Source organism: Streptomyces sp. CMB-StM0423 (assembly GCF_002847285.1).
Lineage (GTDB): Bacteria > Actinomycetota > Actinomycetes > Streptomycetales > Streptomycetaceae > Streptomyces.
Genome location: NZ_CP025407.1, coordinates 2,105,302 through 2,129,395 on the forward strand (window position 1 = coordinate 2,105,302; position 24,094 = coordinate 2,129,395).

The 24,094-nt window shown below is 73.1% G+C and carries 21 protein-coding genes and 2 riboswitches; of the genes, 5 read left to right on the forward strand and 16 right to left on the reverse strand.

Features of this window, described 5'->3' with window-relative positions:
* Nucleotide 1: 1 nt before the first annotated feature.
* The 6 genes from CXR04_RS08760 to mnmA form a co-directional block, all read right to left on the reverse strand.
* Nucleotides 2–2,152, reverse strand: coding sequence for a putative bifunctional diguanylate cyclase/phosphodiesterase (locus CXR04_RS08760; protein ID WP_101421288.1), 2,151 nt, complete (start codon nt 2,150–2,152; stop codon nt 2–4).
* 149 nt (nt 2,153–2,301) lie between these two features.
* Nucleotides 2,302–4,461 (reverse strand): NAD-dependent DNA ligase LigA, encoded by a 2,160-nt coding sequence (gene ligA / locus CXR04_RS08765; RefSeq protein WP_101421289.1) that lies wholly within the window; start codon nt 4,459–4,461, stop codon nt 2,302–2,304.
* Between the two features lie 15 nt (nt 4,462–4,476).
* Entirely contained in the window at nt 4,477–5,535 is a 1,059-nt protein-coding gene (locus CXR04_RS08770; protein WP_101421290.1) for a methionine synthase, read from the reverse strand.
* Between the two features lie 31 nt (nt 5,536–5,566).
* Nucleotides 5,567–6,277, reverse strand: coding sequence for an SDR family oxidoreductase (locus CXR04_RS08775; protein WP_101421291.1), 711 nt, complete (start codon nt 6,275–6,277; stop codon nt 5,567–5,569).
* A gap of 12 nt (nt 6,278–6,289) precedes the next feature.
* Complete coding sequence (locus CXR04_RS08780) at nt 6,290–6,826, reverse strand: TIGR00730 family Rossman fold protein (RefSeq protein WP_101421292.1); 537 nt, start codon at nt 6,824–6,826, stop codon at nt 6,290–6,292.
* Between the two features lie 132 nt (nt 6,827–6,958).
* A complete protein-coding gene (mnmA, locus tag CXR04_RS08785; protein WP_199850425.1) occupies nt 6,959–8,098 on the reverse strand; it encodes a tRNA 2-thiouridine(34) synthase MnmA in 1,140 nt (379 codons plus the stop codon).
* 100 nt (nt 8,099–8,198) lie between these two features.
* Here mnmA and CXR04_RS08790 point away from each other — a divergent pair, with 100 nt between their 5' ends.
* Complete coding sequence (locus tag CXR04_RS08790; protein WP_101421294.1) at nt 8,199–8,960, forward strand: N-acetylmuramoyl-L-alanine amidase; 762 nt, start codon at nt 8,199–8,201, stop codon at nt 8,958–8,960.
* Nucleotides 8,961–9,037: 77 nt separating this feature from the next.
* Here CXR04_RS08790 and CXR04_RS08795 read toward each other — a convergent pair whose 3' ends face one another.
* The 9 genes from CXR04_RS08795 to CXR04_RS08835 all read right to left on the reverse strand — a co-directional run bounded on the left by CXR04_RS08795 (nt 9,038) and on the right by CXR04_RS08835 (nt 19,352).
* On the reverse strand, nt 9,038–10,228 hold the full coding sequence (locus tag CXR04_RS08795; RefSeq protein ID WP_101421295.1) for a cysteine desulfurase family protein: 1,191 nt from the start codon (nt 10,226–10,228) through the stop codon (nt 9,038–9,040).
* Between the two features lie 114 nt (nt 10,229–10,342).
* Entirely contained in the window at nt 10,343–11,002 is a 660-nt protein-coding gene (locus CXR04_RS08800; protein WP_442802365.1) for a trimeric intracellular cation channel family protein, read from the reverse strand.
* Nucleotides 11,003–11,030: 28 nt separating this feature from the next.
* Nucleotides 11,031–12,236, reverse strand: a complete 1,206-nt coding sequence (locus tag CXR04_RS08805) for an ABC transporter ATP-binding protein (RefSeq protein WP_101421297.1) — start codon at nt 12,234–12,236, stop codon at nt 11,031–11,033.
* Nucleotides 12,233–13,372, reverse strand: a complete 1,140-nt coding sequence (locus CXR04_RS08810; RefSeq protein ID WP_101421298.1) for an ABC transporter ATP-binding protein — start codon at nt 13,370–13,372, stop codon at nt 12,233–12,235. Before CXR04_RS08810 ends, CXR04_RS08805 begins: the two co-directional genes overlap by 4 nt.
* Nucleotides 13,369–14,376 carry an ABC transporter permease gene (locus tag CXR04_RS08815; protein WP_101421299.1) on the reverse strand — a complete coding sequence of 336 codons (1,008 nt, stop codon included), beginning with the start codon at nt 14,374–14,376 and terminating at the stop codon, nt 13,369–13,371. Before CXR04_RS08815 ends, CXR04_RS08810 begins: the two co-directional genes overlap by 4 nt.
* Before the next feature lie 75 nt (nt 14,377–14,451).
* Nucleotides 14,452–16,182, reverse strand: coding sequence for an ABC transporter substrate-binding protein (locus tag CXR04_RS08820; protein WP_101421300.1), 1,731 nt, complete (start codon nt 16,180–16,182; stop codon nt 14,452–14,454).
* 107 nt (nt 16,183–16,289) lie between these two features.
* Nucleotides 16,290–17,288 carry an ABC transporter permease gene (locus CXR04_RS08825; RefSeq protein ID WP_101421301.1) on the reverse strand — a complete coding sequence of 333 codons (999 nt, stop codon included), beginning with the start codon at nt 17,286–17,288 and terminating at the stop codon, nt 16,290–16,292.
* A gap of 357 nt (nt 17,289–17,645) precedes the next feature.
* Nucleotides 17,646–18,446: an enhanced serine sensitivity protein SseB C-terminal domain-containing protein gene (locus tag CXR04_RS08830; protein ID WP_101421302.1), complete on the reverse strand. Its 801-nt coding sequence runs from the start codon at nt 18,444–18,446 to the stop codon at nt 17,646–17,648.
* Nucleotides 18,447–18,578: 132 nt separating this feature from the next.
* Nucleotides 18,579–19,352, reverse strand: a complete 774-nt coding sequence (locus CXR04_RS08835; RefSeq protein WP_101421303.1) for an enhanced serine sensitivity protein SseB — start codon at nt 19,350–19,352, stop codon at nt 18,579–18,581.
* Nucleotides 19,353–19,483: 131 nt separating this feature from the next.
* On the opposite strand from CXR04_RS08835, the gene CXR04_RS36390 reads away from it, so the two are divergent.
* Entirely contained in the window at nt 19,484–20,089 is a 606-nt protein-coding gene (locus CXR04_RS36390) for a hypothetical protein (protein WP_267898182.1), read from the forward strand.
* A 49-nt stretch (nt 20,090–20,138) separates the two neighbouring features.
* On the opposite strand, the gene CXR04_RS08845 is transcribed toward CXR04_RS36390, so the two are convergent.
* Complete coding sequence (locus tag CXR04_RS08845; protein WP_234380120.1) at nt 20,139–20,702, reverse strand: AAA family ATPase; 564 nt, start codon at nt 20,700–20,702, stop codon at nt 20,139–20,141.
* 163 nt (nt 20,703–20,865) lie between these two features.
* Nucleotides 20,866–20,963: riboswitch (glycine riboswitch) on the forward strand.
* Nucleotides 20,964–21,081: riboswitch (glycine riboswitch) on the forward strand. It abuts the riboswitch before it with no gap.
* Between the two features lie 30 nt (nt 21,082–21,111).
* On the opposite strand from CXR04_RS08845, the gene gcvT reads away from it, so the two are divergent.
* The 3 genes from gcvT (at nt 21,112) to glyA (ending at nt 24,046) form a co-directional block, all read left to right on the forward strand.
* A complete protein-coding gene (gcvT, locus tag CXR04_RS08850) occupies nt 21,112–22,245 on the forward strand; it encodes a glycine cleavage system aminomethyltransferase GcvT (protein ID WP_101421306.1) in 1,134 nt (377 codons plus the stop codon).
* Nucleotides 22,246–22,347: 102 nt separating this feature from the next.
* Entirely contained in the window at nt 22,348–22,722 is a 375-nt protein-coding gene (gcvH, locus tag CXR04_RS08855) for a glycine cleavage system protein GcvH (protein WP_101421307.1), read from the forward strand.
* Between the two features lie 55 nt (nt 22,723–22,777).
* On the forward strand, nt 22,778–24,046 hold the full coding sequence (gene glyA, locus CXR04_RS08860; protein WP_101421308.1) for a serine hydroxymethyltransferase: 1,269 nt from the start codon (nt 22,778–22,780) through the stop codon (nt 24,044–24,046).
* The last annotated feature ends 48 nt before the right edge of the window (nt 24,047–24,094 follow it).

The window sequence follows — 24,094 nt, forward strand, 5'->3', positions numbered from 1 at the left end:
GTCACTTCACCGGCTTCACCGGCTCCTCCGCCTCACCCGGCTGCGGCAGGGACCCGGCCGCCGCCGGCTCGTCCGCGGCGCGCGCGGCGGGCGGCGCGGCCGGCAGCGCCCTGGCCCCGGCGGGTCCGGGACCGCGGGCGCGCAGCCAGGCGGTGGCCTCCTGAGGCGGCATGGCCGCGGCGACGAGCCAGCCCTGCACCGCGTCGCAGCCGAGGTCGCGCAGGTGCTCCCAGGTCTCGTCGTCCTCGACGCCCTCGGCGACGACGCGCAGCCCGAGGGAGTGCGCGAGGTCGACCGTGCAGCGGACGATCTCCAGGTCCTCCGGGTCGACCGCCAGCCGGGCGACGAACGAGCGGTCGATCTTCAACTCGCTGACCGGCAGCCGGCGCAGATGGACCAGCGAGGAGTAGCCGGTGCCGAAGTCGTCGAGCGACATCTTCACGCCGTGCCCGGTGAGCCCGGCGAGGGTGTCGGCCGCGCGCTGCGGGTCCTCCAGCAGCACGTGCTCCGTTATCTCCAGTTGGAGCGCGCCGGGCGGCACGCCGTGCCGGGCGAGGCGGGCGGCGACGGCGCCGGCGAAGCCGGGCGTGTGCACGTCGCGCGGCGAGACGTTGACGGCGACGGGGACCTGGAGGCCGGCCGCGCGCCAGTCGGCGACCTGGGCGAGCGCGGTCTCCAGCACGTACTCGGTGAGCACCGGCATCAGGCCCGAGGTCTCGGCGATGGCGATGAACTCCTCGGGGTTCACGTGCCCGCGCTCCGGGTGCGCCCAGCGGACCAGGGCCTCCAGGCCGACGACGCGGCCGTCGAAGCCGACCTTCGGCTGGTAGTGCAGCGCGATCTCGCGGGCCTGGAGCGCCCGGCGCAGGTCGCCCAGCAGGCCGAGCCGGTCGGGGGTGTTGCCGTCGCGGCGGGCCTCGTAGACCTCGACGCCGCTGCGGTCCCGCTTGGCCTGGTACATCGCCACGTCGGCGCGCTGGAGCAGGCCCTCGGTCTCGGTGGCGTGCTCGGGGTAGACGGCGACGCCGGCGCTGGCCTCCAGCACCAGACTCATCCCGTCGAGGTCGAGGGGGGAGCCGAGGGCGGCGACGAGCGTACGGGCCACCCGCTGGGCGCTCGTGGCGGAGTCGGTCAGCGGGATGAGCACGGCGAACTCGTCGCCGCCGAGGCGGGCGGCCTCCGCGCCGCGGGGCAGCGCGAGCCGCAGCCGGCCGGCGAGCTGGAGCAGCAGCCGGTCGCCGGCGCGGTGGCCGAGGGTGTCGTTGACGGCGCGGAAGCGGTCGAGGTCGATGAGGATGAGGGCGGCGCGGCGGCCGGTGCTCTCGGCCTCGCCCAGGGCGTGCCAGGTGCGCTCCAGCAGCCACTGACGGTTGGGCAGCCCGGTCAGCGGGTCGCGCAACTGCTCCTCGGCGCGGGCGCGGGCCATCCACAGGCTGGAGTCGAGCGCGATGAGCGGCACGGCGAACAGCGGCAGCAGCACGGGGGTGTTGACGGCCACGACGATGATGAGCGGCGCGATACCGAGCAGCGCGGCGCCGCCCAGACCCTGGCGGGTGAGAGCGGCGCGGGCGAGCAGGCCGGGGCCCTCGCGGTGGCCGGGGTCCCCGTACCAGGTGAGCACGCGGGTCACCAGGACGTACGCCAGGGCGGCCGCGATCAGCTCGGGCAGCGCGTACAGGTCCCAGGAGCCCGGCTCCCAGGGCTCCTCGACGGTCGGGTGCTCGCCGCAGGTCCACAGCACCAGGGCGGCCGTCGAGATGCCGAGGATCTCGACGGCCCCGTGCAGCGGCGCCTGGCGGCGGTGCGGCCGGCGGACGAGGGCGACCGCGAGGATGACCAGCAGGCTGACGGCGACGGCCGGGATCCAGCCGTAGAGCAGCAGCACGGCGAGGGTGAGCGCGGCCGACGAGCCGTTGCCGCCGGACCAGCGGTCGCGGCCGGGTGCGACCAGATGGGCGATGAGGACGGCCGTCAGGACGGCCAGGCCCCAGCCCGCGGTGCCGCGCGGGAAGAGCGCGTGGCCCTGCCGCAGCCCGTACAGCGCCCCGAGGGCGAACACCAGGCCGCCCGCGGCCTGCGCCAGCCACGGCAGGGCGGGCAGCACCAACCGGCGCAGCACCGGCGCCGGTTCCGTGCTCTCCGTCGGTCGCATCCCGTCCCTCTCACCGCCTGGGCGCGCGTCGGCGCGCCCGTCCACACTAGGCCGCGAAAGCCGGTTCGGGGCGGCGATCGGCTGCGGTCGCCCGATTGCCCCCGACTCGCCGGGTTTCGGTCAGCACTCGAACAGCCGGGCCCCGGCGGTTACTCGGGCGGGGGCAGGGCGGCGTCGCGGGCGGCGTCGGGGCCCTGCTCCAAAAGGACGGCGAAGCCCGCGTCGTCGAGGATGGCGAGCTTCAACTGCACGGCCTTGTCGTACTTGGACCCGGGGTTGTCGCCGGAGACGACGAAGTCGGTCTTCTTCGAGACCGAACCCGTCACCTTGGCCCCCCGGGTCTGCAGTGCCTCCTTCGCGCCGTCCCTGGTGTGCGACTGGAGCGTGCCCGTGACGACGACCGTCAGACCCTCCAGCGGACGCGAACCCTCCGACTCCTTCGCCTCCTCCTCCATCCGCACGCCCGCCGCGCGCCAGCGCTCGACGATCTCGCGGTGCCAGTCCTCGGCGAACCACTGCGTCAGCGAGGCCGCGATGGTGGGCCCTACGCCCTCGGCCGCGGCCAGCTCCTCCTCGCTCGCCGCCATGATCCGGTCGATGGAGCGGAACTCGCGGGCCAGCGCCTCCGCGGCGACGGGGCCGACGTGCCGGATGGACAGCCCGGCGATGACCCGGGCCAGCGGCCGGTCCTTGGCGGCCCGGATGTGACCGAGCATCAGCTCGGTGTTCTTCTTCGGGTTGCCCTCCTTGTTGGCGAAGAAGGTGACGACCTTCTCCTCGCCCGTCTCCGGGTCGCGCTTGGGCAGTCCGGTGTCCTGGTCGAGGACGTACGACTTGATGGGCAGCAGGTCCTCGACCTTCAGGTCGAACAGGCCGCCCTCGTCCCTGAGCGGCGGCTCCGCCGGCTCCAGCGGCTGGGTGAGCGCCGTCGCGGCGACGTACCCGAAGTTCTCGATGTCCAGGCAGCGGCGGCCTGCGAGATAGAACAGCCGCTCGCGGAGCTGGGCGGGGCAGGAGCGGGCGTTGGGGCAGCGCAGGTCGATGTCGCCCTCCTTCATGGGCTTGAGCGCCGTCCCGCACTCGGGGCACTCCGCGGGCATCACGAACTCCCGCTCACTGCCGTCCCTGAGGTCGCTCAGCGGGCCCATGATCTCGGGGATCACGTCGCCCGCCTTGCGCAGCGCGACCGTGTCGCCGATGAGGACGCCCTTGGCCCTGACCACGTCCTGGTTGTGCAGCGTGGCGAACTCGACCTCGGATCCCGCCACCGTCACCGGCTCGACCACCGCGTACGGCGTGACCCGGCCGGTGCGCCCGACGCCGACGCGGATGTCGACCAGCTTGGTGTTGACCTCCTCCGGCGGGAACTTCCACGCGATGGCCCAGCGCGGCGCGCGGGACGTGGAGCCCAGGCGGCCCTGGAGGGCGATCTCGTCGAGCTTGACCACGACGCCGTCGAACTCGTACGCCACGTCGTGCCGGCGGTCGGCGTAGCCGGCGATGTAGGCCCGTACGCCGTCGATGCCGTCGACCACCTTCGTGTACGGCGAGGTGGGCAGGCCCCACTCCTTGAGCAGGTCGTACGCCCCGGAGAGGCGGTCGAAGCGGGCGCCTTCGAGCGCGCCGATGCCGTGGACCACCATGTGCAGCGGGCGGGAGGCGCTGATCTGGGGGTTCTTCTGGCGCAGCGAACCGGCCGCGGAGTTGCGCGGGTTGGCGAAGGGGGGCTTGCCCTCGGCCACCAGGTCCGCGTTGAGCTTCTGGAAGTCCCCGAGCGAGAAGTACACCTCGCCGCGGATCTCCACGAGATCCGGGATGTTCTCCCCCTGGAGCCGGTGCGGGATCTCGCCGATGGTGCGGATGTTGGGCGTGATGTCCTCGCCGGCGCGGCCGTCGCCGCGGGTGGCGCCGCGGACCAGCCGGCCGTGCTCGTACGTCAGGCTGACCGCGAGGCCGTCGACCTTCAGCTCGCACAGCAGGTGGTACGGCTGCGGGTCCAGCTCCCTGGCCATCCGGTCGGCCCAGGCGTCCAGCTCCTCGTCCGTGAACGCGTTGTCCAGGGAGAGCATCCGCTCACGGTGCTGGACGGAGGTGAACTCCGTCTCGTACACCCCTGCGACCTTCTGGGTCGGCGAGTCGGGCGTGCGCAGCTCCGGGTGCTCCTCCTCCAGCGCCTCCAGCTCCCGCAGCAGCTTGTCGAAGTCGGCGTCGCTGATGACGGGCGTCGTCACGTAGTACCTGAAGCGGTGCTCCTCGATCTGCTCCGCCAGCAGCCGATGACGCTCACGCGCCACGCTGTCCGCACCCACACCGGCCTCCCGTTGTCACTCCGGGTCCCGGGCGAGGGACCCTGCCGCACGGACGCAGTGGGCGAGGGCCCGGCGGGCGTACTCCGGGTCTGCGCCCGCGAGGCCGCACGCCGGAGTGATCACCACACTGCCGGCGAGCGCCTGCGGCGACAGCCCCAGCCTGCGCCACAACGTCCTGACACCCCCGACGCTACCTGCAGGGTCTGACATCGGACCCGCACCGGCGGGCGTGCCCGCGGACGCGTTCGCCGTCGCCGGCACGACGCCCGCGAAGAGCCCGAGACCGCCCTCCACGGCCTCGCCGACCGCCTCGTCCTGGCGCTGGGTCAGCAGCGCCGCGTCGTACGACACGGCCGCGGCGCCCGCGCGGTGCAGCAGCGCGAAGGGCACGTCCGGGGCGCAGGAGTGGACGACCACCGGGGTGCCGGCCGGGCCGGTGGCGCCGGCGGCGGCGATCACCTCGCGCAGGGTGCCCTCGACGACGGCGCGGTCCACGGCGCGGTAGGTGCGGTAGCCGCTGGCGGTGGCGACCCGGCCGGTGAGCACGGCGGTCACGGACGGCTCGTCGAGCTGCAGCACCACCTCGGCGCCGGGCACCCGGCGGCGTACCTCCGCCAGATGGGCGCGCAGCCCCTCGGCGAGCGAGGCCGCCAGGTCGCGGCAGGCGCCCGGGTCCCGCAGCGCGGCCTCGCCGCCCTTCAGCTCCAGCGCGGCGGCCAGCGTCCACGGCCCGGTGGCCTGGACCTTCAGCGGTCCCGCGTAGCCCTGGGTGAACTCCTCCAGCGCGTCCAGGTCCTCGCCCAGCCAGGAGCGCGCCCTGCGGGTGTCCATCCCCGGCCGGTCGGCGGTGCGCCAGCCGCTGGGCTGCAGGTGGGCGTAGACGTCGACGAGCATCCCGACGCTGCGGCCGACCATGTCGGCGCCGGGCCCGCGGCCGGGCAGTTCGGGCAGGAAGGGGAAGTCGCCGACCTCGCCGGTCACGGTGCGCGCGGTCTCCCGTGCGTCCTCGCCTGGCATGGAGCCCACGCCGGTGGCGGCACCTGCACCCCAGGGGCGCGTCGCTGTCTGAGTCACGAGGTGAGGGTATGCCGAAAGTGCCGCCTCGCTACGGGCCGGGGCGGACGGAGACGTCGGTGAGCTGGGCGTCGCGCGGCAGGTCCAGGGCCGTCAGCAGGGTCGTCGCCACCGACTCGGGGTCGATCCAGCGCCCCGGCTCGTACTCCCGGCCCTCCTGTTGGTGCACCTTGGCCTGCATCGGCGTGGCGGTGCGGCCCGGGTAGACCGTGGTGACCCGCACGCCGCTGCCGGCCTCCTCCGCGCGCAGCGCGTCGGCCAGCGCCTTCAGCCCGTGCTTGCTCGCGCCGTACGCGCCCCACCCGGGCCCCGCGCTCAGCCCGGCGCCGGAGTTGACGAACACGACGTGCCCCCGCGCCGCCCGCAGCCGCGGCAGCAGCAGCCGGGTCAGCTCCGCGGGCCCCGTCAGGTTGACCGCCAGCGTCTCGTCCCAGACCTTCGGGGTGGTCTCCGCGACCGGACCCAGCTCCACCACGCCCGCGACGTGCACCAGCGAGTCCAGTTCGGCGGGCAGTTCCTGTCCGGCCAGCGCGTCGGCCAGGCCGCCCGGCGCACCGAGGTCGGCCACGACGGAGTGCGCGCCCGGGAAGCGCTCCGCCAGCTCCGCGGCGCGGGCCTCGCTGCGGACGAGGAACCAGAGCCCGGCGGACCCGCGCGCGGCCAGCCGCCGGGCCAGCGCCTCGCCGATGCCCGAGCCGGCGCCCGTGATCAGATGTGTGGTGGCAGGGGTGTTCTCGCTCATGCGGTCATCCTGTCACCGCGCCGGACGGGCCTCCAGGTACGTCATGGCGGCCACGGGGTCGTCGGCGAAGAACATCAGCTCCGTCAGCGGCAGCGGCAGGAACCCCTCCGCCTCCATCCGCCGGAACTGCGCCCGCAGCCCGTCGTAGTACCCCGCGGTGTTGAGCAGCACCACCGGCTTGGCGTGCAGCCCGTGCTTCTTCAACTCCAGGATCTCCGTGGCCTCGTCCAGCGTGCCGGTGCCGCCGACCATGATCACGACGGCGTCGGAGCGGCCGAGCAGTTCCGCCTTGCGCTCCGCGAGGTCCCCGGCGATCACCATCTCGTCGGCGCCCGCACGCGCCTTGTCGGCCAGGAACGTCACCGAGACTCCGACGAGCCGGCCGCCGTGCTCCTGCACCCCGTCGGCGACCACCTTCATCAGCCCCACGTCCGACCCGCCCCAGACCAGCGTGTGCCCGCGCTTGCCCAGGAGTTCGGCGAAGTGGCGGGCGGGCGCCGTGTAGCGCTCGTCGAGGTCGGCCGCGGAGAGGAAGACGCAGATGTTCATGCCTCACACCGTACGCGCGGGCACCGGGGCCGCGGACCGGCGCGTTTCGGCCGCGGCTACGCGGCCCTGGCCGCCTAACGCCGCCTTGGCCGCATAACGCCGCCCTGGCCGCACGAGGCCGCCCCGGCCGCGCTACGCCGCCGGTGCGCCCGCGCGGCGGGTGGTGGCGATGGTCGCGGAGCCGACCACGCGCGTGCCGTCGTACAGCACCACGGCCTGCCCGGGTGCCACCCCGCGTACCGGCGCCGCGAAGCTCACCCGCAGCTCGCCGCCGGCGACCTCCGCGGTCACCGCCGTCTCGCCGCCGTGCGCGCGCAGTTGGGCGGTGTACGCGCCGGGGCCGGCCGGCGGCGCACCGCACCAGCGCGGCGAGATCGCCGTCAGCGCCTCGACGTCCAGGGCCGCGGCGGGGCCGACGGTGACGGTGTTGTCCACGGGCGAGATGTCGAGCACGTACCGCGGCCGCCCGTCGGGGGCCGGATGCCCCAGGGCCAGCCCCTTGCGCTGGCCCACGGTGAAGCCGTACGCGCCGGAGTGGGTGCCGACGCGGGCGCCGGACTCGTCCAGGATGTCGCCCTCGGCGGCGCCGAGGCGGCGGGCGAGGAAGCCCTGGGTGTCACCGTCCGCGATGAAGCAGATGTCGTGGCTGTCGGGCTTCCTGGCCACGAACAGCCCGCGCTCCGCGGCCTCGGCGCGGATCTCGGCCTTGGTGGTCTCGGTCTCGCCGAGCGGGAACATCGCGTGCGCGAGCTGCCGTTCGTCCAGCACGCCGAGGACGTACGACTGGTCCTTGGCGGCGTCCGCCGCGCGGTGCAGCTCGCGGCCGCCGTCCTCGCGGGTGACGACCTTCGCGTAGTGGCCGGTGCACACCGCGTCGAAGCCGAGGGCGAGCGCCTTGTCGAGCAGCGCCGCGAACTTGATCTTCTCGTTGCAGCGCAGGCAGGGGTTGGGCGTACGGCCCGCGGCGTACTCGCTGACGAAGTCCTCGACGACGTCCTCGCGGAACCGCTCGGCGAGGTCCCAGATGTAGAAGGGGATGCCGATGACGTCGGCGGCGCGGCGGGCGTCGTGCGAGTCCTCGATGGTGCAGCAGCCGCGGGCGCCGGTGCGGAAGGACTGCGGGTTGGCGGAGAGCGCGAGGTGCACCCCGGTGACGTCGTGCCCCGCCGCCGCGGCGCGGGCGGCGGCGACGGCGGAGTCCACGCCGCCGGACATGGCGGCGAGGACCTTCAGACGGGCGGGGCGGGCCGTGGGTGTCGCTCGTGGTGTCATAGCCACTCCAGGGTAACGAGGCCGCGGCGCGGAACCGCCCGGCGGCCGGAGGCGTTGGCCGATCGAGACCGAACGAGCAGGAACGAGAGGGAACGACCGCATGCCGGCGACGGAGGGCGCAGAACCGGTGCGCGGGGCCGCGGAGCCCCCCGCGGATCCCGGCCCGCCCGCGAGCGGGGAGCCGCGCAAGCGCTCCAGCCGCCGCGCCGTGCTCGCCGCCCTCGGCGTGGGCGCGGTCGGTGCCGGCCTCGGCTGGGCCGGGTACGAGCAGCTCAAGCACATGTGGTGGCGGATCCCCGGCGTCGACAAGCCGCGCAGGCCGGGCGAGCTGGACTACGCCGCCGCCGGCTGGGCCGGCGCCTCGGAGGCCAACTGGCGCCGCGCCGACCGCCCCGCGGACTACGGCATCGACCGCGTCGTCATCCACGTCACCGAGGGCAGCTACGCGGTGGCGCTCAAGGTCTTCGGCGACCCGGGCCACGGCGCCGCCACCCACTACGTCATCCGGGCCGAGGACGGGCACGTGGCGCAGACGGTGCGCGAGCTGGACGTGGCGTTCCACGCGGGCAACCGGGAGTGGAACGAGCGGAGCGTCGGCATCGAGCACGAGGGCTTCGTGGACCGCCCGGAGACGCTGACCGACGTCATGTACCGCTCCTCGGCGGAGCTGACCGCGGACATCTGCCTGCGCTACGGCATACCGGTGGACCGGGAGCACATCGTCGGCCACGACGAGGTCCCGGAGGCCACGCACACCGACCCGGGCCCGCACTGGGACTGGCCGCGGTACATGCGCCTGGTGCGCAGGGCGCACGCCGCCGCGGACCGCAGGGCGCCCGCCCGCCCGGCACCCGGCCCCTGACCCCGGCAGCACGCGCTCGGGGCCGGTGATCCGCTACGGGCCACGCCGCCCCGCCCGGGCGGGTCCGACCGGTCGGCTCAGGTCAGCCCCGCCGCCCGCGCCCGCGCCACCGCGGGCCCGATCGCCGCCGCCAGCGCCGCCACGTCCGCCTCCGTCGAGGTGTGCCCCAGCGAGAACCGCAGCGTGCCCCGCGCCAGGTCCGGGTCCGCCCCCGCGGCCAGCAGCACGTGGCTGGGCTGGGCCACCCCCGCGGTGCACGCGGAGCCGGTGGAGCAGGCGATGCCCTGGGCGTCCAGGAGCAGCAGCAGGGAGTCGCCCTCACAGCCGGGGAAGGAGAAGTGCGCGTTGGCGGGCAGCCGCCCGGCCGGGTCCGGATCGCCGTTGAGCACCGCGTCGGGCACCGCGGCCCGTACCGCCGCCACCAGGGCATCGCGCAGCGCGCCCACCTCGGCGGCGAACTGCTCGCGCCGCTCCGCGGCCAGCTCCGCCGCCACCGCGAACGCCGCGACCGCCGGCACGTCCAGCGTGCCGGAGCGCACCTCGCGCTCCTGCCCGCCGCCGTGCAGCAGCGGCTCCGGCGCGTACCCGCGGCCGAGGAGCAGCGCCCCGATGCCGTACGGGCCGCCGATCTTGTGCCCGGTGAGCGTCAGCGCGGCCAGCCCGCTGGCGCCGAAGCCGACCTCTGCCTGGCCCGCGGCCTGCACGGCGTCGGAGTGCATCGGCACGCCGTACTCCCGTGCCACGGCGGCGAGTTCGGCGACCGGCAGGACCGTGCCGATCTCGTTGTTGGCCCACATCGCGGTCACCAGCGCCACGTCGCCCGCGCCCCCGGCGGGGCCGCGCTCCAGCGCGGCGCGCAGCGCGTCGGGATGCACCCGGCCGTAGGCGTCGACGGGCAGCCAGTCGACGGTGGCGCCCTCGTGCTTCTGCAGCCAGTGCACGGCGTCCAGCACCGCGTGGTGCTCGACCGGGCTGGCGAGCACCCGGGTGCGGGCGGGATCCTCGGCCCGCCGCGACCAGTACAGGCCCTTGACCGCGAGGTTGTCCGCCTCGGTGCCGCCGGAGGTGAAGACCACCTCGCTGGGCCAGGCACCGAAGGCGGCGGCCAGCCGCTCCCTGGACTCCTCGACGGTGCGCCGGGCCCGGCGGCCCGCCGCGTGCAGCGAGGAGGCGTTGCCGGTGGCGGTGAGGTGTTCGGCCATGGCCCGCACCGCCTCGGGGAGCATCGGGGTGGTGGCGGCGTGATCGAGGTAGACGGCCTGGTCCATGATGCTCCCGATTCTACGGCGCCCGCCCCGGCCGCCGAAGGCCGCCTTCCGGCCGTACGGACTCCGCCGCGGCCCCGTCCTCGCGAGGGAGGCAACGCGCCCCGCAGCCCGCCCTCAGCCCTCCCCTGCCGCCCTGCTGCGCCGCTGCCAGGCGCGCGGGGCCCGCCAGCGGAAGCGCAGCGCCAGCAGCCGCAGCACGAACGCCAGCGCCGCCGCGGCCGTCGCCGTGGCGGGCCCGACCTGGCCGAAGCGGATCAGCAGCGCGGTGGCCGCCGCGCCGACCAGCGCCGGCACCGCGTACATCTCCCGGTCCCAGCGCAGCAGCGACGGCACCTCCCCGGCGAGCAGGTCGCGCACCACGCCGCCGCCGGCCGCGCTGGTCAGCCCGAGGACGGCGGCGGAGGTGAGGCCGAGCCCGTACTCGTACGCCTTGAGCGTGCCGGTGACGCAGAACAGCCCCAGCCCGGCGGCGTCGAAGACCATCACCGCGCTGGTGATCCGCTCCACCTCGGGGTGCAGGAAGACGACCAGCAGCGCGGCGACGAGCGGCGTGAACAGGTACCCCGGCTCGGTGAACGCGGCCGGCGGCACCGCGCCGATCACCAGGTCCCGCAGCAGCCCGCCGCCGAGCCCGGTGGCCAGCGCGAGCACCGCGATACCGAAGACGTCGAAGTTCTTCCGCACCGCGAGCAGCGCGCCGGAGATCCCGAAGACGAAGATCCCCGCGAGGTCCAGCCAGTGCTGCAGGGAGGGCGTGAACAACTCGTCGGACACCACGGCCCCCGTCTTACCGCCGCACGTCCTACTTCTTGTCTTCTGGTGCCTGGTCGGGCGCGTTCTCGGGGTGCCAGCAGGCGGTGCGCCGGCCGGGCTTCAGCTCCAGCAGCGGCGGCTCCTTGGTCTTGCAGACCTGGGTGGCCTTCCAGCACCGGGTGTGGAAGCGGCAGCCGGTCGGCGGCGAGATCGGCGAGGGCACGTCGCCCTTGAGCAGGATCCGCTCGCGCTGCTGCCGGCGCTTGGTGTCCGGCACCGGCACCGCGGACATCAGGGCCTTGGTGTACGGGTGCAGCGGCTCCTGGTACAGGCTGGTGCGGTCGGCCAGTTCGACGATCTTGCCCAGGTACATGACCGCGATCCGGTCCGAGACGTGCCGGACGACGGACAGGTCGTGCGCGATGATCACGTAGGTGAGGCCGAACTCCTGCTGGAGGTCGTCCAGCAGGTTGACCACCTGCGCCTGGATCGACACGTCCAGCGCCGAGACCGGCTCGTCCGCCACGATCAGCTTGGGCTGCAGGGCGAGGGCGCGGGCGATGCCGATGCGCTGGCGCTGGCCGCCGGAGAACTCGTGCGGGTAGCGGTTGTAGTGCTCGGGGTTGAGCCCGACCCGCTCCAGGATCCCCTGGACCTCCTTCTTCACCCCGCCCTCCGGCCGCACGTTCTGCAGCTTGAAGGGGGCGCCGACGATGGTGCCGACGGTGTGCCGCGGGTTCAGCGAGGAGTACGGGTCCTGGAAGATCATCTGCACGTCGCGGCGCAGCGGGCGCATCCGGCCCGTGCTCAGGTGCGTGATGTCCCGGCCCTGGAACTCGACGGTGCCGCCGGTGGGCTCCAGCAGCCGGGTGATCAGCCGGCCCATGGTGGACTTGCCGCAGCCGGACTCGCCGACGACGCCCAGCGTCTCGCCGGGCAGCACGTCGAAGTCGATGCCGTCCACGGCCTGCACGGCGCCGACCTTGCGCTGCATCAGGCCCTTGCGGATGGGGAAGTGCTTGGTCAGCCCGGAGACCTTCAGCAGCGGCTCGGTGCCGGCGGCGGGCTTCTTGCGCATCCGGGCGCCCGGAATGGTCGCGGTCGCCTTCGCCCCGCCGGCGTCGGCAGGTCCGGCCGCCGCGGCGCCGGTCCCCTTACCGTCCCCCGCAGTGGGGGTACCCCCGTCAGTGGGGGCGTAGCCGGCGGGGGAGCTCGCCTTGTCGGCCTTCTTCTCGGGCACAGCCTCGTCCTTCACAGCTTCGGCGCAATCTCTTCGGTGTAGATGCGCTCCCGGTCTTCCTGCCGCAGGTGGCAGGCGACGAAGTGGCCTCCCCCGCCGGCTGCGCCCTCACTGGCGGGGGTGCCCCCACTGCCGACCTGGCGCAGCTCGGGCCGTACGGTGCGGCTGGCGTTGTCCGCGGGCACGTCCGCGTACGGGCAGCGGGGGTGGAACGCGCATCCGCCGGGCACGTTGATGAGGCTCGGCGGGCTGCCCTTGACCGGGACGAGCCGGTCGGTGGCCTCGCGGTCGATGCGCGGCATCGAGCCGAGCAGACCCCAGGTGTACGGGTGCTGCGGCCGGTCGAAGATCTGCTCGGCCGAGCCCCGCTCCACGCACCGGCCGCCGTACATCACCACGATGTCGTCGGCCAGTTCGGCGACCACGCCGAGGTCGTGGGTGATGATGATGACCGCGGAGCCGAACTCCTTCTGCAGATCCCGGATCAGGTCGAGGATCTGCGCCTGCACGGTGACGTCCAGCGCGGTCGTCGGCTCGTCGGCGATGAGCAGTTCGGGGTTGTTCACCAGCGCCATCGCGATCATCGCGCGCTGCCGCATGCCGCCGGAGAACTGGTGCGGGTAGTCGTCGACGCGCTTGTCGGGCTGCGGGATGCCGACCCGGTCGAGCATCTCGATGGCCCGCTTGCGCGCGGTCTTCTTGTCGACGTCGTGGTGGACGCGGTACGCCTCGACGATCTGGTACCCGATCTTGTAGTACGGGTGCAGCGCGGAGAGCGGGTCCTGGAAGATCATCGACATCTCGCGGCCGCGCAGCCGGCGCACCGTGTCGGGCTCCGCGGACAGCAGCTCCTGCCCGTTGAGCCAGATCTCGCCGGAGAGCTGCGCCCGCCGGCGCTTGCCGTACTGCCCGGCGGTGTGCAGGCCCATGACGGCCAGCGAGGTGACGGACTTGCCGGAGCCCGACTCGCCCACGATACCGAGGGTCTTGCCCTTCTCCAGTTGGAAGGACAGCCCGTCGACGGACTTCACCACGCCGTCGTCGGTCGGGAAGTGGACCTTGAGGTCCCGGATGTCCAGGAACGACGACGCTTCGGTGGCGGCGGCCGGTACCGGCTCGCCGACGGCGCCCGTCTTCGTCAGACCGGTCACGAGACCCTCACCCTCGGGTCGATGGCGGCGTACACGAAGTCGACCACCAGATTGCAGATCACGATGAAGAAGGCGGCGAACAACGTCACACCGAGGATCGGTGGCAGGTCGTTCTCGTTGATGGACTGCACCGCCCAGGAGCCGACCCCGTTGAAGGAGAACACCGTCTCGGTGATCACCGCCCCGCCGAGCAGCAGCGCGAAGTCCATGCCGAAGATGGTCACGATGGGCGTCAGCGCGGAGCGGAGTCCGTGCCGGGCGATCACCACCGGCTCCTTCAGGCCCTTCGCGCGGGCGGTGCGGATGTAGTCCTCACCCATGGTCTCCAGCATCCCGGCGCGCGTGAGTCTCGCATAGAGCGCGGAATAGAGGAACGCCAGGGAGAACCAGGGCAGCATCAACCCCTGGAACCAGCGCACCGGGTTGTCGGTGAGCGGTGTGTACTCGTTCGGGAAGATCTGCCAGTGGTAGACGAACAGCGCCATCGCGACGGTGCCGGTGAAGAACATCGGCAGCGAGACGCCGGCCAGGGCGATGCCCATCGCCGCGCGGTCGAAGAACGACCCCGGGCGCAGCGCCGAGATCACGCCCGTCGTCACCCCGGAGATCAGCCACAGCACGGCGGCACCGATGGCCAGCGAGGCGGTGACCGGCAGCCGGTCCAGCATCTCCGGCCAGACCTCCACGTGCTTGCGGAAGGAGTAGCCGAGGCAGGGCGCGTTGCACTGCGACGGGTCGGGGCCGAAGTTGAACTCCCGGCCGGCGAAGATGCCGCGGATGAAGTCCCAGTACTGGATGTAGACGGGATCGTCGAGGCCGAGGTTCTTCTTGACCGCTTCGATGGTCTTGGGGTCCGGGCTCTTGCCGATGTACTGCGCGGCGAGCTGGTCTGGGGTGCTGCCGGCGAGCCGCGGCAGGACGAAGAAGATGGCGTAGGTGATGGCGCTCACGACGAACAGCAGCACCACTGCGGCCATCAGCCGCCGGATGAGATACGCGAACACGAGGGCGTGCCTTCCACGGTCCGGGCGGCGCGGGCGGTGCCGGTGAGGGCACCGCCCGCGCAGCCGGTGGGGGTGCTACTTCAGGCCGAGGTTCAGGTAGTCGTACTGACCGCTGAACGCCTGCGAGACCACCAGGTTGGTGAGCTGGTCCGAACGCTGGTGCAGGACCTTGAAGTAGGAGAGGGGCACGATGGCCGCCGTCTCCAGCATCTTCTTGTCCACCTCGGCGTACGCCGTGGCACGGGCCGCCTGGTCGGGGTTCGCGATCGAGTCGTCCAGGAGCTTGTTGATCTCCGGGTCGTCCAGGTACGAGATGTTCGTGTTACCGGACTCGCCGAGCGCGCCGCCGTTGGCGATCTGCTGGAGGAAGCCGTAGCCGCTGGGCCAGTCGGAACCCCACTGCATCATGTACAGACCGGCGTTGTTGTCCTCGGTCCACTTGCGGGAGCCCGCGAAGTCGGTGAAGTACTTGCCGCCGGGGAACTTCTGGATCTCGGCGTTGATGCCGACCTTCTTCAGGGCCGCCTGGATCGCGGTGGCGTTGTCGATCTCGTCCTGCCGCTCGGTGCGCGCGGTCAGCACGGTGTCGAACCCGTCGGGCTTGCCGCACTCCTTCAGCGCGGCCTTGGCCTTCTCCACGTCACCCTTGTTGCCCTCGCTGGCGTACGGGTCGTCGTACGCCTCGTGGCTCGGGACGTCCGGGGGCAGCGCGGTGGTGGCGATGTCACCCTTGGGCTCGCCGCCGAGCGCGCGCATCGAGGAGTCCTTGTCGACGGCGAACTCCACGGCCTTGCGGCAGTTGACGTCGTCGAAGGGCGCGAGCTGCGTGTTCATGGCCAGGTAGGTCAGCCGGCCGCCGGTCGGGTTGTCGATCATGTTGGACTTGTCCCGCAGGAGCTGGGACTGGGTCTGACCGGTGACGCCGAGGGCGTCGAACATGACGTGGGTCTTGCCGGCCTCGATGTTCTTGTCGATGGTCTCGGCGTTGACCTTGAACCGGACCTCGATCTTGTCCGGGAGCTGCTTGCGGATCTTGTCCGTCTTCGGGTCCCACTGGTCGTTGCGGACCAGGGTGGCGGACTTGTCCTGCTCGAAGCTCTCGAACTTGTACGAGCCCGAGGAGACGATGTTCTTCTGGTAGTCCGAGCCGTTGTCCTTGTCCCGCGGCACCGGCGCCGTCTGGGTCATGGCCACCAGGTAGTCGAACTCCTGGAACGCCTGCGAGAGCTTGAAGACGATCGTGTGGTCGTCCGGCGTCTCGATGGACGCGATGCCCTCTTCGCTCTTGTCCTTGTACGGACCCTTGTAGTCGTCCGGGTTGTCCAGGTACTGGGCGAAGTAGTTCGGGCCGAGGGAGAGCACGTCGCGGGCGTAGTTGCTCCGCTCGACGGCGTACTTGACGTCGCCGGCCGTGATCTCGGTGCCGTCCTCGTACTTGACGCCCTTCTTGATCTTGTACGTCCAGGTCTTGCCGCCGTCGGTGGCCTCACCGGGGCCCTCGGCGAGGTCCGGGACCGGCTCCGCGGCCTGCGCGCCCGGGCCGGGGGCGTAGGTCATGAGGGAGCGCGCGTACAGGCGGCTGAAGTTCCACACGTAGCCGTAGTACGTGTTGCCCGGGTCCATCGAGTCCGGCACGTCGGCCGACTCGTAGACGAGGGTGCCGCCCTTCTTGTCGGAGGCGTTGAGGACCTTCTCGATCGCCGCGTTCGCGGCGGCGCCGCCCTCGCCGTCGTCGCCGCCGTCGTCGTTGCCGCCACCGCCGCAGGCGGAGACGGTCAGCGCGACCGAGACGGCAACCGCGAGCATGGCGGCTGATTTCGACCTGAGTTTCATGGTGAGGCGTTGCCCCCTGGTTCGGAGTGATGGGACGAGAGCGGGAACGGCGGGTGCCGCGCCCAGTCGGCTTCTTGGCGTCATCGGCGGCCCTTGGGATCGAGTGCGTCCCTGAGCCCGTCGCCCAAGAGGTTGAAGGCCAGCACGGACAGGAAGATCGCCACGCCCGGTACGACCATGAACATCGGATCGACCTGGTAGTAGTCGATCGCGCTGCTCAGCATGCCGCCCCAGGATGCCTGCGGCGGCTGGATGCCCACGCCGAGGAAGCTGAGCGCCGCCTCGAAGAGGATGTTGGTCGGGATCAGCAGGGTGGAGTAGACGAGGATCGGCCCCACCAGGTTCGGCAGCAGCTCCCGGAAGAGGATGAAGGGGCCGCGCGCGCCCAGGCTCTTCGCCGCCTCCACGAACTCGCGTTCGCGGAGGCTGAGCGTCTGTCCGCGGACGATGCGGCCGATATACGGCCAACTGAAGAAGCCGATGACGAAGATCAGCACCCCGATGTGGAGCTGCAGCCCCTTCAGTCCGAACGCGCCGCCCTGCAGCGCGGCCGAGATGGAGATGGCGAAGAGCAGCACCGGGAAGGCCAGGAACGTGTCCATGGTCCGGCTGATGATCGTGTCCGCCCACTTGCCGTAGTAGCCGGCGATGACGCCGAGGACGGTGCCGATCACGACGGCGACCATGGTGGCGCCGAAGGCGACGAGCAGCGAGACCCAGGAGCCTTCCAGGATCCGGGTGGCGATGTCGCGGCCGAGCCGCGGCTCGATGCCCAGCGGGTGGTCCCAGCTCATGCCGCCGAACGAGCCGTACGGCGTGGCCAGGGAGGGGTCGACGAGATCCTGGTTGAGCCTGTTGGGGTCGAGCCCGAAGATCGCCTGGATCGGCCGGGAGAGCGCGGCGATCAGGATGAGGAGCACCACGACGATGCCGCCGGCCATGGCGACGCGGTCGCGCTTGAGCCGCATCCAGGCGATACGCCCGAGCGAACGGCCCTCGATCCGGCTCTTGTCCACGCCCTCGACGAGAGCTTCCGGCGTCGCCTCGGTGGCGCCGGTTGTCTCGATAGGTGCCGTCATGTTGTGGGGACCCCTCTCGAGCGGCGGCGTCCCGCCGTCGTCTGCCGCGGTAGCGGCTCAATCGCTTCGCTGGTGCAAGTCATGCCGTGGTGCCGTGATCCGTCGTGCCGTAGTGCCCGGTGCCCGTAGTGCGTGATCGTGAAGCTCTGCCGTCGCACAGGGGAACGACAGCTTCCTGCGGGGGGAGTCTTCAATGCGCCTGCGATCACTCGCCAGACCCCAAAGGGAATGGATGCGCAAACGTGATGCGATGCAGTGGATAACCGTTATCCGGACATCCGACCGCCGCTGAGCGGATCTTCACCGGCCCGATATCAGGACACGTACGGATATAGCGGGGTCAGGCGGGTCGGCGGCTCAGTACTGCGGGGCGGGTCCCGGCTGCCAGCCGGACTGCGGGGCGCCGCCCGCGGAGTGCGGCGGCGGGTAGCCGTAGCCGGCGGGCGGGGCGGCCGGGCCGCCGCCGTAGGCGCCGCGGTCGAAGAACGGCCGGGAGTTCGCCCGCATCCACATCGCCACCGGGTCGTGGTCGTCGGCGAGCGCCACCGTGGAGACCGCCAGGCCCGGGGGCACGGCGGCCACGGACTCCTGCATCATCGACTGCGCCGCGGCGACGGACTGCGCGCCCGTGTCGTACAGGTCGATGCCGATGGCGAGGTACGGCTCGCCGAGCACCGGCTGCACCCAGGCGCGGCAGAGCGTGCGCACGGCGGGGGTGCGGTGGGCGGTCTGGCCCAGCAGGGCATAGAACTGCGCGACGTCCACGACCGGTTCCGCGATCCGCAGCGGGCCCGCGGGCAGCCGGTCCAGGCCCGTGGCCACCCGGCGCAGGTCGAGCCAGGGGACGCCGACGCCGCCGCCGGCGGCGTGCGGGTCGAGCCAGAGGCCCCAGCGGTCGGGGTAGAGCGCGGCGGCGATCTCCGCCCCGGCGACGGGCTCGTGGGCGCCGGCCCAGCCGCTGGCGGCCAGCTCGCGGTCGGAGCTGAAGCAGGGCGCGTAGGCGTGGCCCTCGACCTGCATGCTGCCGTACTGCGCGTCCGGCGAGTCGGGGCGGCCCTGCCAGAGCAGCATCCACACCTGCCCGGCGGCCAGCGCGGCGAGCAGCGCCTCGTACGCGTCGTACCTGCCGGGAGCCACCTGGCGGACCAACTGGTCCACGCCCGCTCCCGGCGCCCGCCCGCTCGCGCCCCCGTTCACCCTGGGCCCCAACCCTTCGTCTCGGCCGCCGCCGCTCCCGGGCACGCGTGTACGCCCGGAAAGGTCATCAAACCAGCTTAGAGCCTGACCCCGTCAGCCGACCCGGATGTAGAACGGCTCGACCTTGGCCCGCATCCAGGTGATCACCGGGTCCACCGCGGCGTCGAGGAAGACCAGTTGGACCTTCCACGGCACCGGCTGCGCGCCGAGCGCCCGGCCCAGCGCCTCCACCGTCGCCTGCCTGCTCTCGTCGTACGTGTCCAGCAGCTCGACCCCGATGTAGAGCTGCTCCGCACCGCCCTCGACGCTCGCGAGCCCCCGGCGCGCGCTGCGTACCACCCCGATCCGCTCGAACTCCTCCCGCGCGACCGACAGGAAGTCCACCGGGTCGTCCTGCCAATCCGGCGTGAACAGCCGCACCCGGCCGCCGCGTGCCTCCCCCGGCAGCCGCGGCGCCCCGCGGTCCCGGCACAGCTCCGCGACCGCCGCCGGCGGCAGCGGCACGCCGACCGTACCGCCGGGGTTGACCGCGATGCCGACCTGCGGCGGCAGCCCGCGGGCGAACTCGCGGGCCGGCGCGACGGTGAACGACATGTGGGAGCCGGTGACCCGCAGGAACTCCTCCTGCGAGGAGAACACCGGCACGTACGGCGCGCCGCCGATCTCGGTCGTCGGCACGGGCAGCGTGGGACTGTCGGGCCCGCCGCCCCCGGGCAGCGGCACCCACAGGCTGCTGCGGCCCAGCACCTCCAGCAGCCGCGGGGCGGCCTGCGGGTTGCCGAGCGAGGCGGCGAGCACCTCCTCCAGCTCGTTGCCGGGGAAGCCGCCCGTGGCGGGGGGCTGCGGGGAGCGGTAGTCGAAGCTCATCGGGACCAGCCAACTTTCGGGGGATGAACGTCGGCACCCTAACGGCTGCGAGCGCTCGCGGGCGAAGGCCGCACCTGCCCACGGTGGAGTCCTCTCACCCTCAGGACCTCGCGACAGGGAGCCCGTTTTCCATGCGTACGAACCGAATGGCCGGCCTCGCCGCCACCGTCGTCTCCGCCGTCGCCGGCGGCGCCCTCGTGCTCGGCATGGCCGGGCCCGTCGCCGCCGCCGGGGACGCCGCCCGGGGCGGGCACCCCGGCGGCAGGACCGCGGCTTCCGCCCCGGCCGCCGCCGACGTCGACCCGCCGACCCTGCACCTGCTGGCGCAGCTCGGGCACCTCACCGCCGCCACGGCCCGGACCGTCGGGCAGGTCCAGCAGGCCGTCGCCGACGGCGGCCGGCAGAACCCGCGCACGCTGCCCGACGTGCGGTCGCACCTGGACGCGGTGGGCGCGGCGGCGGGGGCCAAGGGCAAGGTGAAGTCGATGAAGGCGCGGAAGACGACCGCCCTGGCGCAGGCCGTCGGCTCGCTGCGGGAGGAGCTGGCCGGCCTGGTACGGGCGGGCCGGGCGGGCGACCGGGCGGCGGTGGCCGACCGGGCCACGGTGACCGTGGCGGCGCTGGTACGGGTCCTGTCGGCGACGGCGGTCAGCGGGCTGGTGCCGGCGGGGCAGGTGCCGCCGATGCCGCAGAACGCGGCGGTGCCGCCGAAGCTGCCGGCGCAGTCCGGCGCGTAGCGGCCGGCCGCCGGCCCGGTCCTGCGGCGCGCAGCCGCCCCCCGCGGACTCAGCCGAAGCTGATCGAGCGCAGCGCCCCCGTCGCCTCCCCGTCCAGCACCAGCACCGAGTCGCACCCCTCCGCCGGCTGCCCGGCGTGCGCCCAGTCCAGCAGCCTCCGGTGCGCCCACCGGTGCCGGGCGAAGGCGTACCGCGACACGGCGCGGCCGCGCCGCGCCTGCCGCTCCCGTGCCACATCCTCCGGCACGTCGAGCACCACGACGTGCACCCCGCGCCCGTACCGCCTGGCCTGCCTGGTCAGCCACCAGCGCACCCACGGCAGCGTGCCGCAGTCGTGCACGACGAGGCTGCCGCCCGCGCGGACCGCGAGCCGCAGCCGCGCGTAGTGGTCGACGCGGACTAACGGCCGGTAGAGGGCGTACGGCAGCCGCGTGCCCAGCTTCTGCGCCCAGCGCTCGCGCACGTACTGCGAGTCGATCAGCCGCACCGCGGCCGGCGGCTGCGTGCGGCGCATGAGCGTGCTCTTGCCGCTGCCCGGCAGCCCGGAGATCACGACGATGTCCCCCTCGGGATATCGAAGCCGTTCCCTGGAGGCCGCCTGCTCCACCGTCACGCTGCCTCCCACGCCCCGCACCGCCGCTCTTGCCGTCCACAAGCGTCGCAACAGCAGCGGGACTCGACAAGGACGCAACGGAAGGTGGCCTCCCACTTCTTCCCCTGTCCCGCGGTCGACGGTGCGTGCAATGATGGGGCCCGCCAACTGCATACCGGCCGTCAGAACCCGCGCGGGAGAGTCCCGGTGCCTCGTCGCACCGGGCGCCGAAGGAGCAAGTCCTCCCTTGAATCTCTCAGGCACCGTCACCGCGCGGGCGAGGCAGATCTGAAAAGCGGGTGTGCCCGGCCGTGCGCCGGCGCCGCCCCACCCAAGGTGCAAGCCACGCTCCCGCGGGATCGTGGCGAACCTCTCAGGTTCCGATGACAGATGGGGAGGACACGACCACCCCCTGTCCGGGAGCCTGACGATGACCACTGAGAGCCCTGCACCGCGCCGTACCGCGCTCGACGCCACGCACCGCGCCCTCGGCGCCACCATGACCGACTTCGCCGGCTGGGACATGCCGCTGCGCTACGGCAGCGAGCGTGAGGAGCACGTCGCGGTGCGCACCCGCGCCGGCCTCTTCGACCTCTCCCACATGGGCGAGATCGCCGTCACCGGCCCGCAGGCCGCGGACCTGCTGGACTACGCCCTGGTGGGCCGGCTGTCCGCGGTGCGCCCGGGCCGTGCCCGGTACACGATGATCTGCCGCGAGGACGGCGGCATCCTCGACGACCTGATCGTCTACCGGCTCGCCGACGAGGAGTACATGATCGTCGCGAACGCCGCCAACGCCCAGGTCGTCCTGGACGCCCTCGCCGGGCGGGCCGCCGGCTTCCCGGGCGCCGGGGTGCGCGACGACCGGGAGGCGTACGCCCTGATCGCCGTGCAGGGTCCGAAGTCGCCGGCCATCCTCGGCCGGGTCACCGACGCGGATCTGGCCGGCCTGAAGTACTACGCGGGTCTGCCCGGCACCGTCGCCGGCGCGGACGCGCTCATCGCCCGTACCGGCTACACCGGCGAGGACGGCTTCGAGCTGTTCGTACGCCCCGCGGACGCGGCGGCCGTCTGGGCGGCGCTGACCGCGGCGGGCGCGGACGACGGCCTGGTGCCGTGCGGGCTCTCCTGCCGCGACACCCTGCGCCTCGAGGCCGGCATGCCGCTGTACGGGCACGAGCTGACCACCGCGCTCACGCCCTTCGACGCCGGCCTCGGCCGGGTCGTCAAGCTCGACAAGCCCGGCGACTTCGTCGGGCGCGAGGCGCTCGAACAGGCCGCCGAGCGCGCCGCGGCCGAGCCGCCGCGGGTGCTGGTCGGCCTGGTCGCCGCGGGCCGGCGGGTGCCGCGCGCGGGGTACGGGGTGGTGGCCGGCGGCCGGCGCATCGGCGAGGTCACCTCCGGCGCCCCCTCCCCCACCCTGGGCAAGCCGATCGCCATGGCGTACGTGGACGCCGCGCACGCCGGTCCCGGCCCCTCGGCGGCCACCGGCGTGGGCGTCGACATCCGCGGCAGCCACGAGCCGTACGAGGTCGTCGCCCTGCCGTTCTACAAGCGCTCCTGACCGGCTGCGCACGTACGCCTGCCTCTTCCTTTCCGCGGCCCCTCGACCGCGCCACCAGCGCCCCTTTACGCCACTCACGTCCCGATCCTGGAGAATCGCCTTATGAACAACCCTGAGCACCTGCGCTACAGCAAGGAACACGAGTGGGTCGCGACCGACGACGGCGTCGCCACCGTCGGCATCACCGCCCACGCCGCGAACGCGCTGGGCGACGTCGTCTTCGTCCAGTTGCCGGACGTGGGCGCCGCGGTCACCGCGGGCGAGCCCTGCGGCGAGCTGGAGTCGACGAAGTCCGTCTCCGACCTCTACGCGCCGGTGACCGGGGAGGTCACCGAGACCAACCAGGACGTCGTGGACGACCCGGCGCTGGTGAACTCCGGGCCGTATCAGGACGGCTGGCTGTTCCGGGTGCGCGTCTCGGCCGAGGCCGCCGACCTGATGTCCGCCGCCGAGTACACCGCGTTCACCGCGGGCTGAGCTCCGCCGCCGCAGCCCCGCCCGCCCGCGTCCCTCTCTTTCCCCGGAAGGTCCCATGTCCCTTCTGAACGGCTCGCTCCACGAGGTCGACCCCGAGGTCGCCGCCGCCGTGGACGCCGAACTCAAGCGCCAGCAGTCCACCCTCGAAATGATCGCCTCGGAGAACTTCGCCCCGGTCGCCGTGCTGGAGGCGCAGGGCTCGGTCCTCACCAACAAGTACGCCGAGGGCTACCCCGGCCGCCGCTACTACGGGGGCTGCGAGTACGTCGACGTCGCCGAGGAGCTGGCCCGCGAGCGGGTCAAGGCGCTCTTCGGCGCCGAGGCGGCGAACGTCCAGCCGCACTCGGGCGCGTCGGCGAACGCGGCGGCGATGTTCGCGGTGCTCAAGCCCGGCGACACGATCCTGGGCCTGGACCTGGCCCACGGCGGGCACCTGACCCACGGCATGAAGATCAACTTCTCCGGCAAGCTGTACGACGTCGCCGCCTACCACGTCGACGCCGAGACCGGCCAGGTCGACATGGCCGAGGTCGAGCGGCTGGCCAAGGAGCGGCGGCCGAAGCTGATCATCGCGGGCTGGTCGGCGTACCCCCGGCAGCTCGACTTCGCCGGCTTCCGCCGGATCGCCGACGAGGTCGACGCGCTGCTGATGGTCGACATGGCGCACTTCGCCGGTCTCGTCGCCGCGGGCCTGCACCCCAACCCGGTGCCGTACGCGGACATCGTCACCACCACGACGCACAAGACCCTCGGCGGCCCGCGCGGCGGGGTCATCCTCTCCCGCCAGGCCCTCGCCAAGAAGATCAACTCGGCGGTCTTCCCCGGCCAGCAGGGCGGCCCGCTGGAGCACGTGATCGCGGCCAAGGCGGTGTCGTTCAAGATCGCCGCGTCGGAGGAGTTCCGGGAGCGGCAGCAGCGCACGCTGGACGGCGCCCGGATCCTGGCCGAGCGGCTGCTGCGGGACGACGCCCGCGCGGCCGGCGTCTCGGTGCTCTCCGGCGGTACGGACGTCCACCTGGTCCTGGTCGACCTGCGCGAATCCGAGCTGGACGGCCAGCAGGCCGAGGACCGGCTCCACGAGACCGGCATCACCGTCAACCGCAACGCGGTCCCGAACGACCCCCGCCCGCCCATGGTCACCTCCGGCCTGCGCATCGGCTCGCCCGCGCTGGCCACCCGCGGCTTCACCGCCGCGGACTTCGAGGAGGTCGCCGACGTCATCGCCGAAGCCCTCAAGCCGGGCTTCGACGAGGCAAAGACGGCCGCACTCGCCGCCCGGGTCACCGCCCTGGCGCAGAAGCACCCGCTGTACCCCGGCCTGTAGCCCGTACGGCCCGGCCGCCCGCCGCTCCGACGCGGCGGGCGGCCGGGC

Coding starts and splice junctions, on each gene's coding strand:
- CXR04_RS08760 (WP_101421288.1), bottom strand. CDS start 2,152: ATGCGACCGACGGAGAGCACGGAACCGGCGCCGGTGCTGCGCCGGTTG.
- CXR04_RS08775 (WP_101421291.1), bottom strand. CDS start 6,277: ATGAGCGAGAACACCCCTGCCACCACACATCTGATCACGGGCGCCGGC.
- CXR04_RS08780 (WP_101421292.1), bottom strand. CDS start 6,826: ATGAACATCTGCGTCTTCCTCTCCGCGGCCGACCTCGACGAGCGCTAC.
- mnmA (WP_199850425.1), bottom strand. CDS start 8,098: ATGACACCACGAGCGACACCCACGGCCCGCCCCGCCCGTCTGAAGGTC.
- CXR04_RS08790 (WP_101421294.1), top strand. CDS start 8,199: ATGCCGGCGACGGAGGGCGCAGAACCGGTGCGCGGGGCCGCGGAGCCC.
- CXR04_RS08795 (WP_101421295.1), bottom strand. CDS start 10,228: ATGGACCAGGCCGTCTACCTCGATCACGCCGCCACCACCCCGATGCTC.
- CXR04_RS08820 (WP_101421300.1), bottom strand. CDS start 16,182: ATGCTCGCGGTTGCCGTCTCGGTCGCGCTGACCGTCTCCGCCTGCGGC.
- CXR04_RS08825 (WP_101421301.1), bottom strand. CDS start 17,288: ATGACGGCACCTATCGAGACAACCGGCGCCACCGAGGCGACGCCGGAA.
- CXR04_RS08835 (WP_101421303.1), bottom strand. CDS start 19,352: ATGAGCTTCGACTACCGCTCCCCGCAGCCCCCCGCCACGGGCGGCTTC.
- CXR04_RS36390 (WP_267898182.1), top strand. CDS start 19,484: ATGCGTACGAACCGAATGGCCGGCCTCGCCGCCACCGTCGTCTCCGCC.
- gcvT (WP_101421306.1), top strand. CDS start 21,112: ATGACCACTGAGAGCCCTGCACCGCGCCGTACCGCGCTCGACGCCACG.
- gcvH (WP_101421307.1), top strand. CDS start 22,348: ATGAACAACCCTGAGCACCTGCGCTACAGCAAGGAACACGAGTGGGTC.
- glyA (WP_101421308.1), top strand. CDS start 22,778: ATGTCCCTTCTGAACGGCTCGCTCCACGAGGTCGACCCCGAGGTCGCC.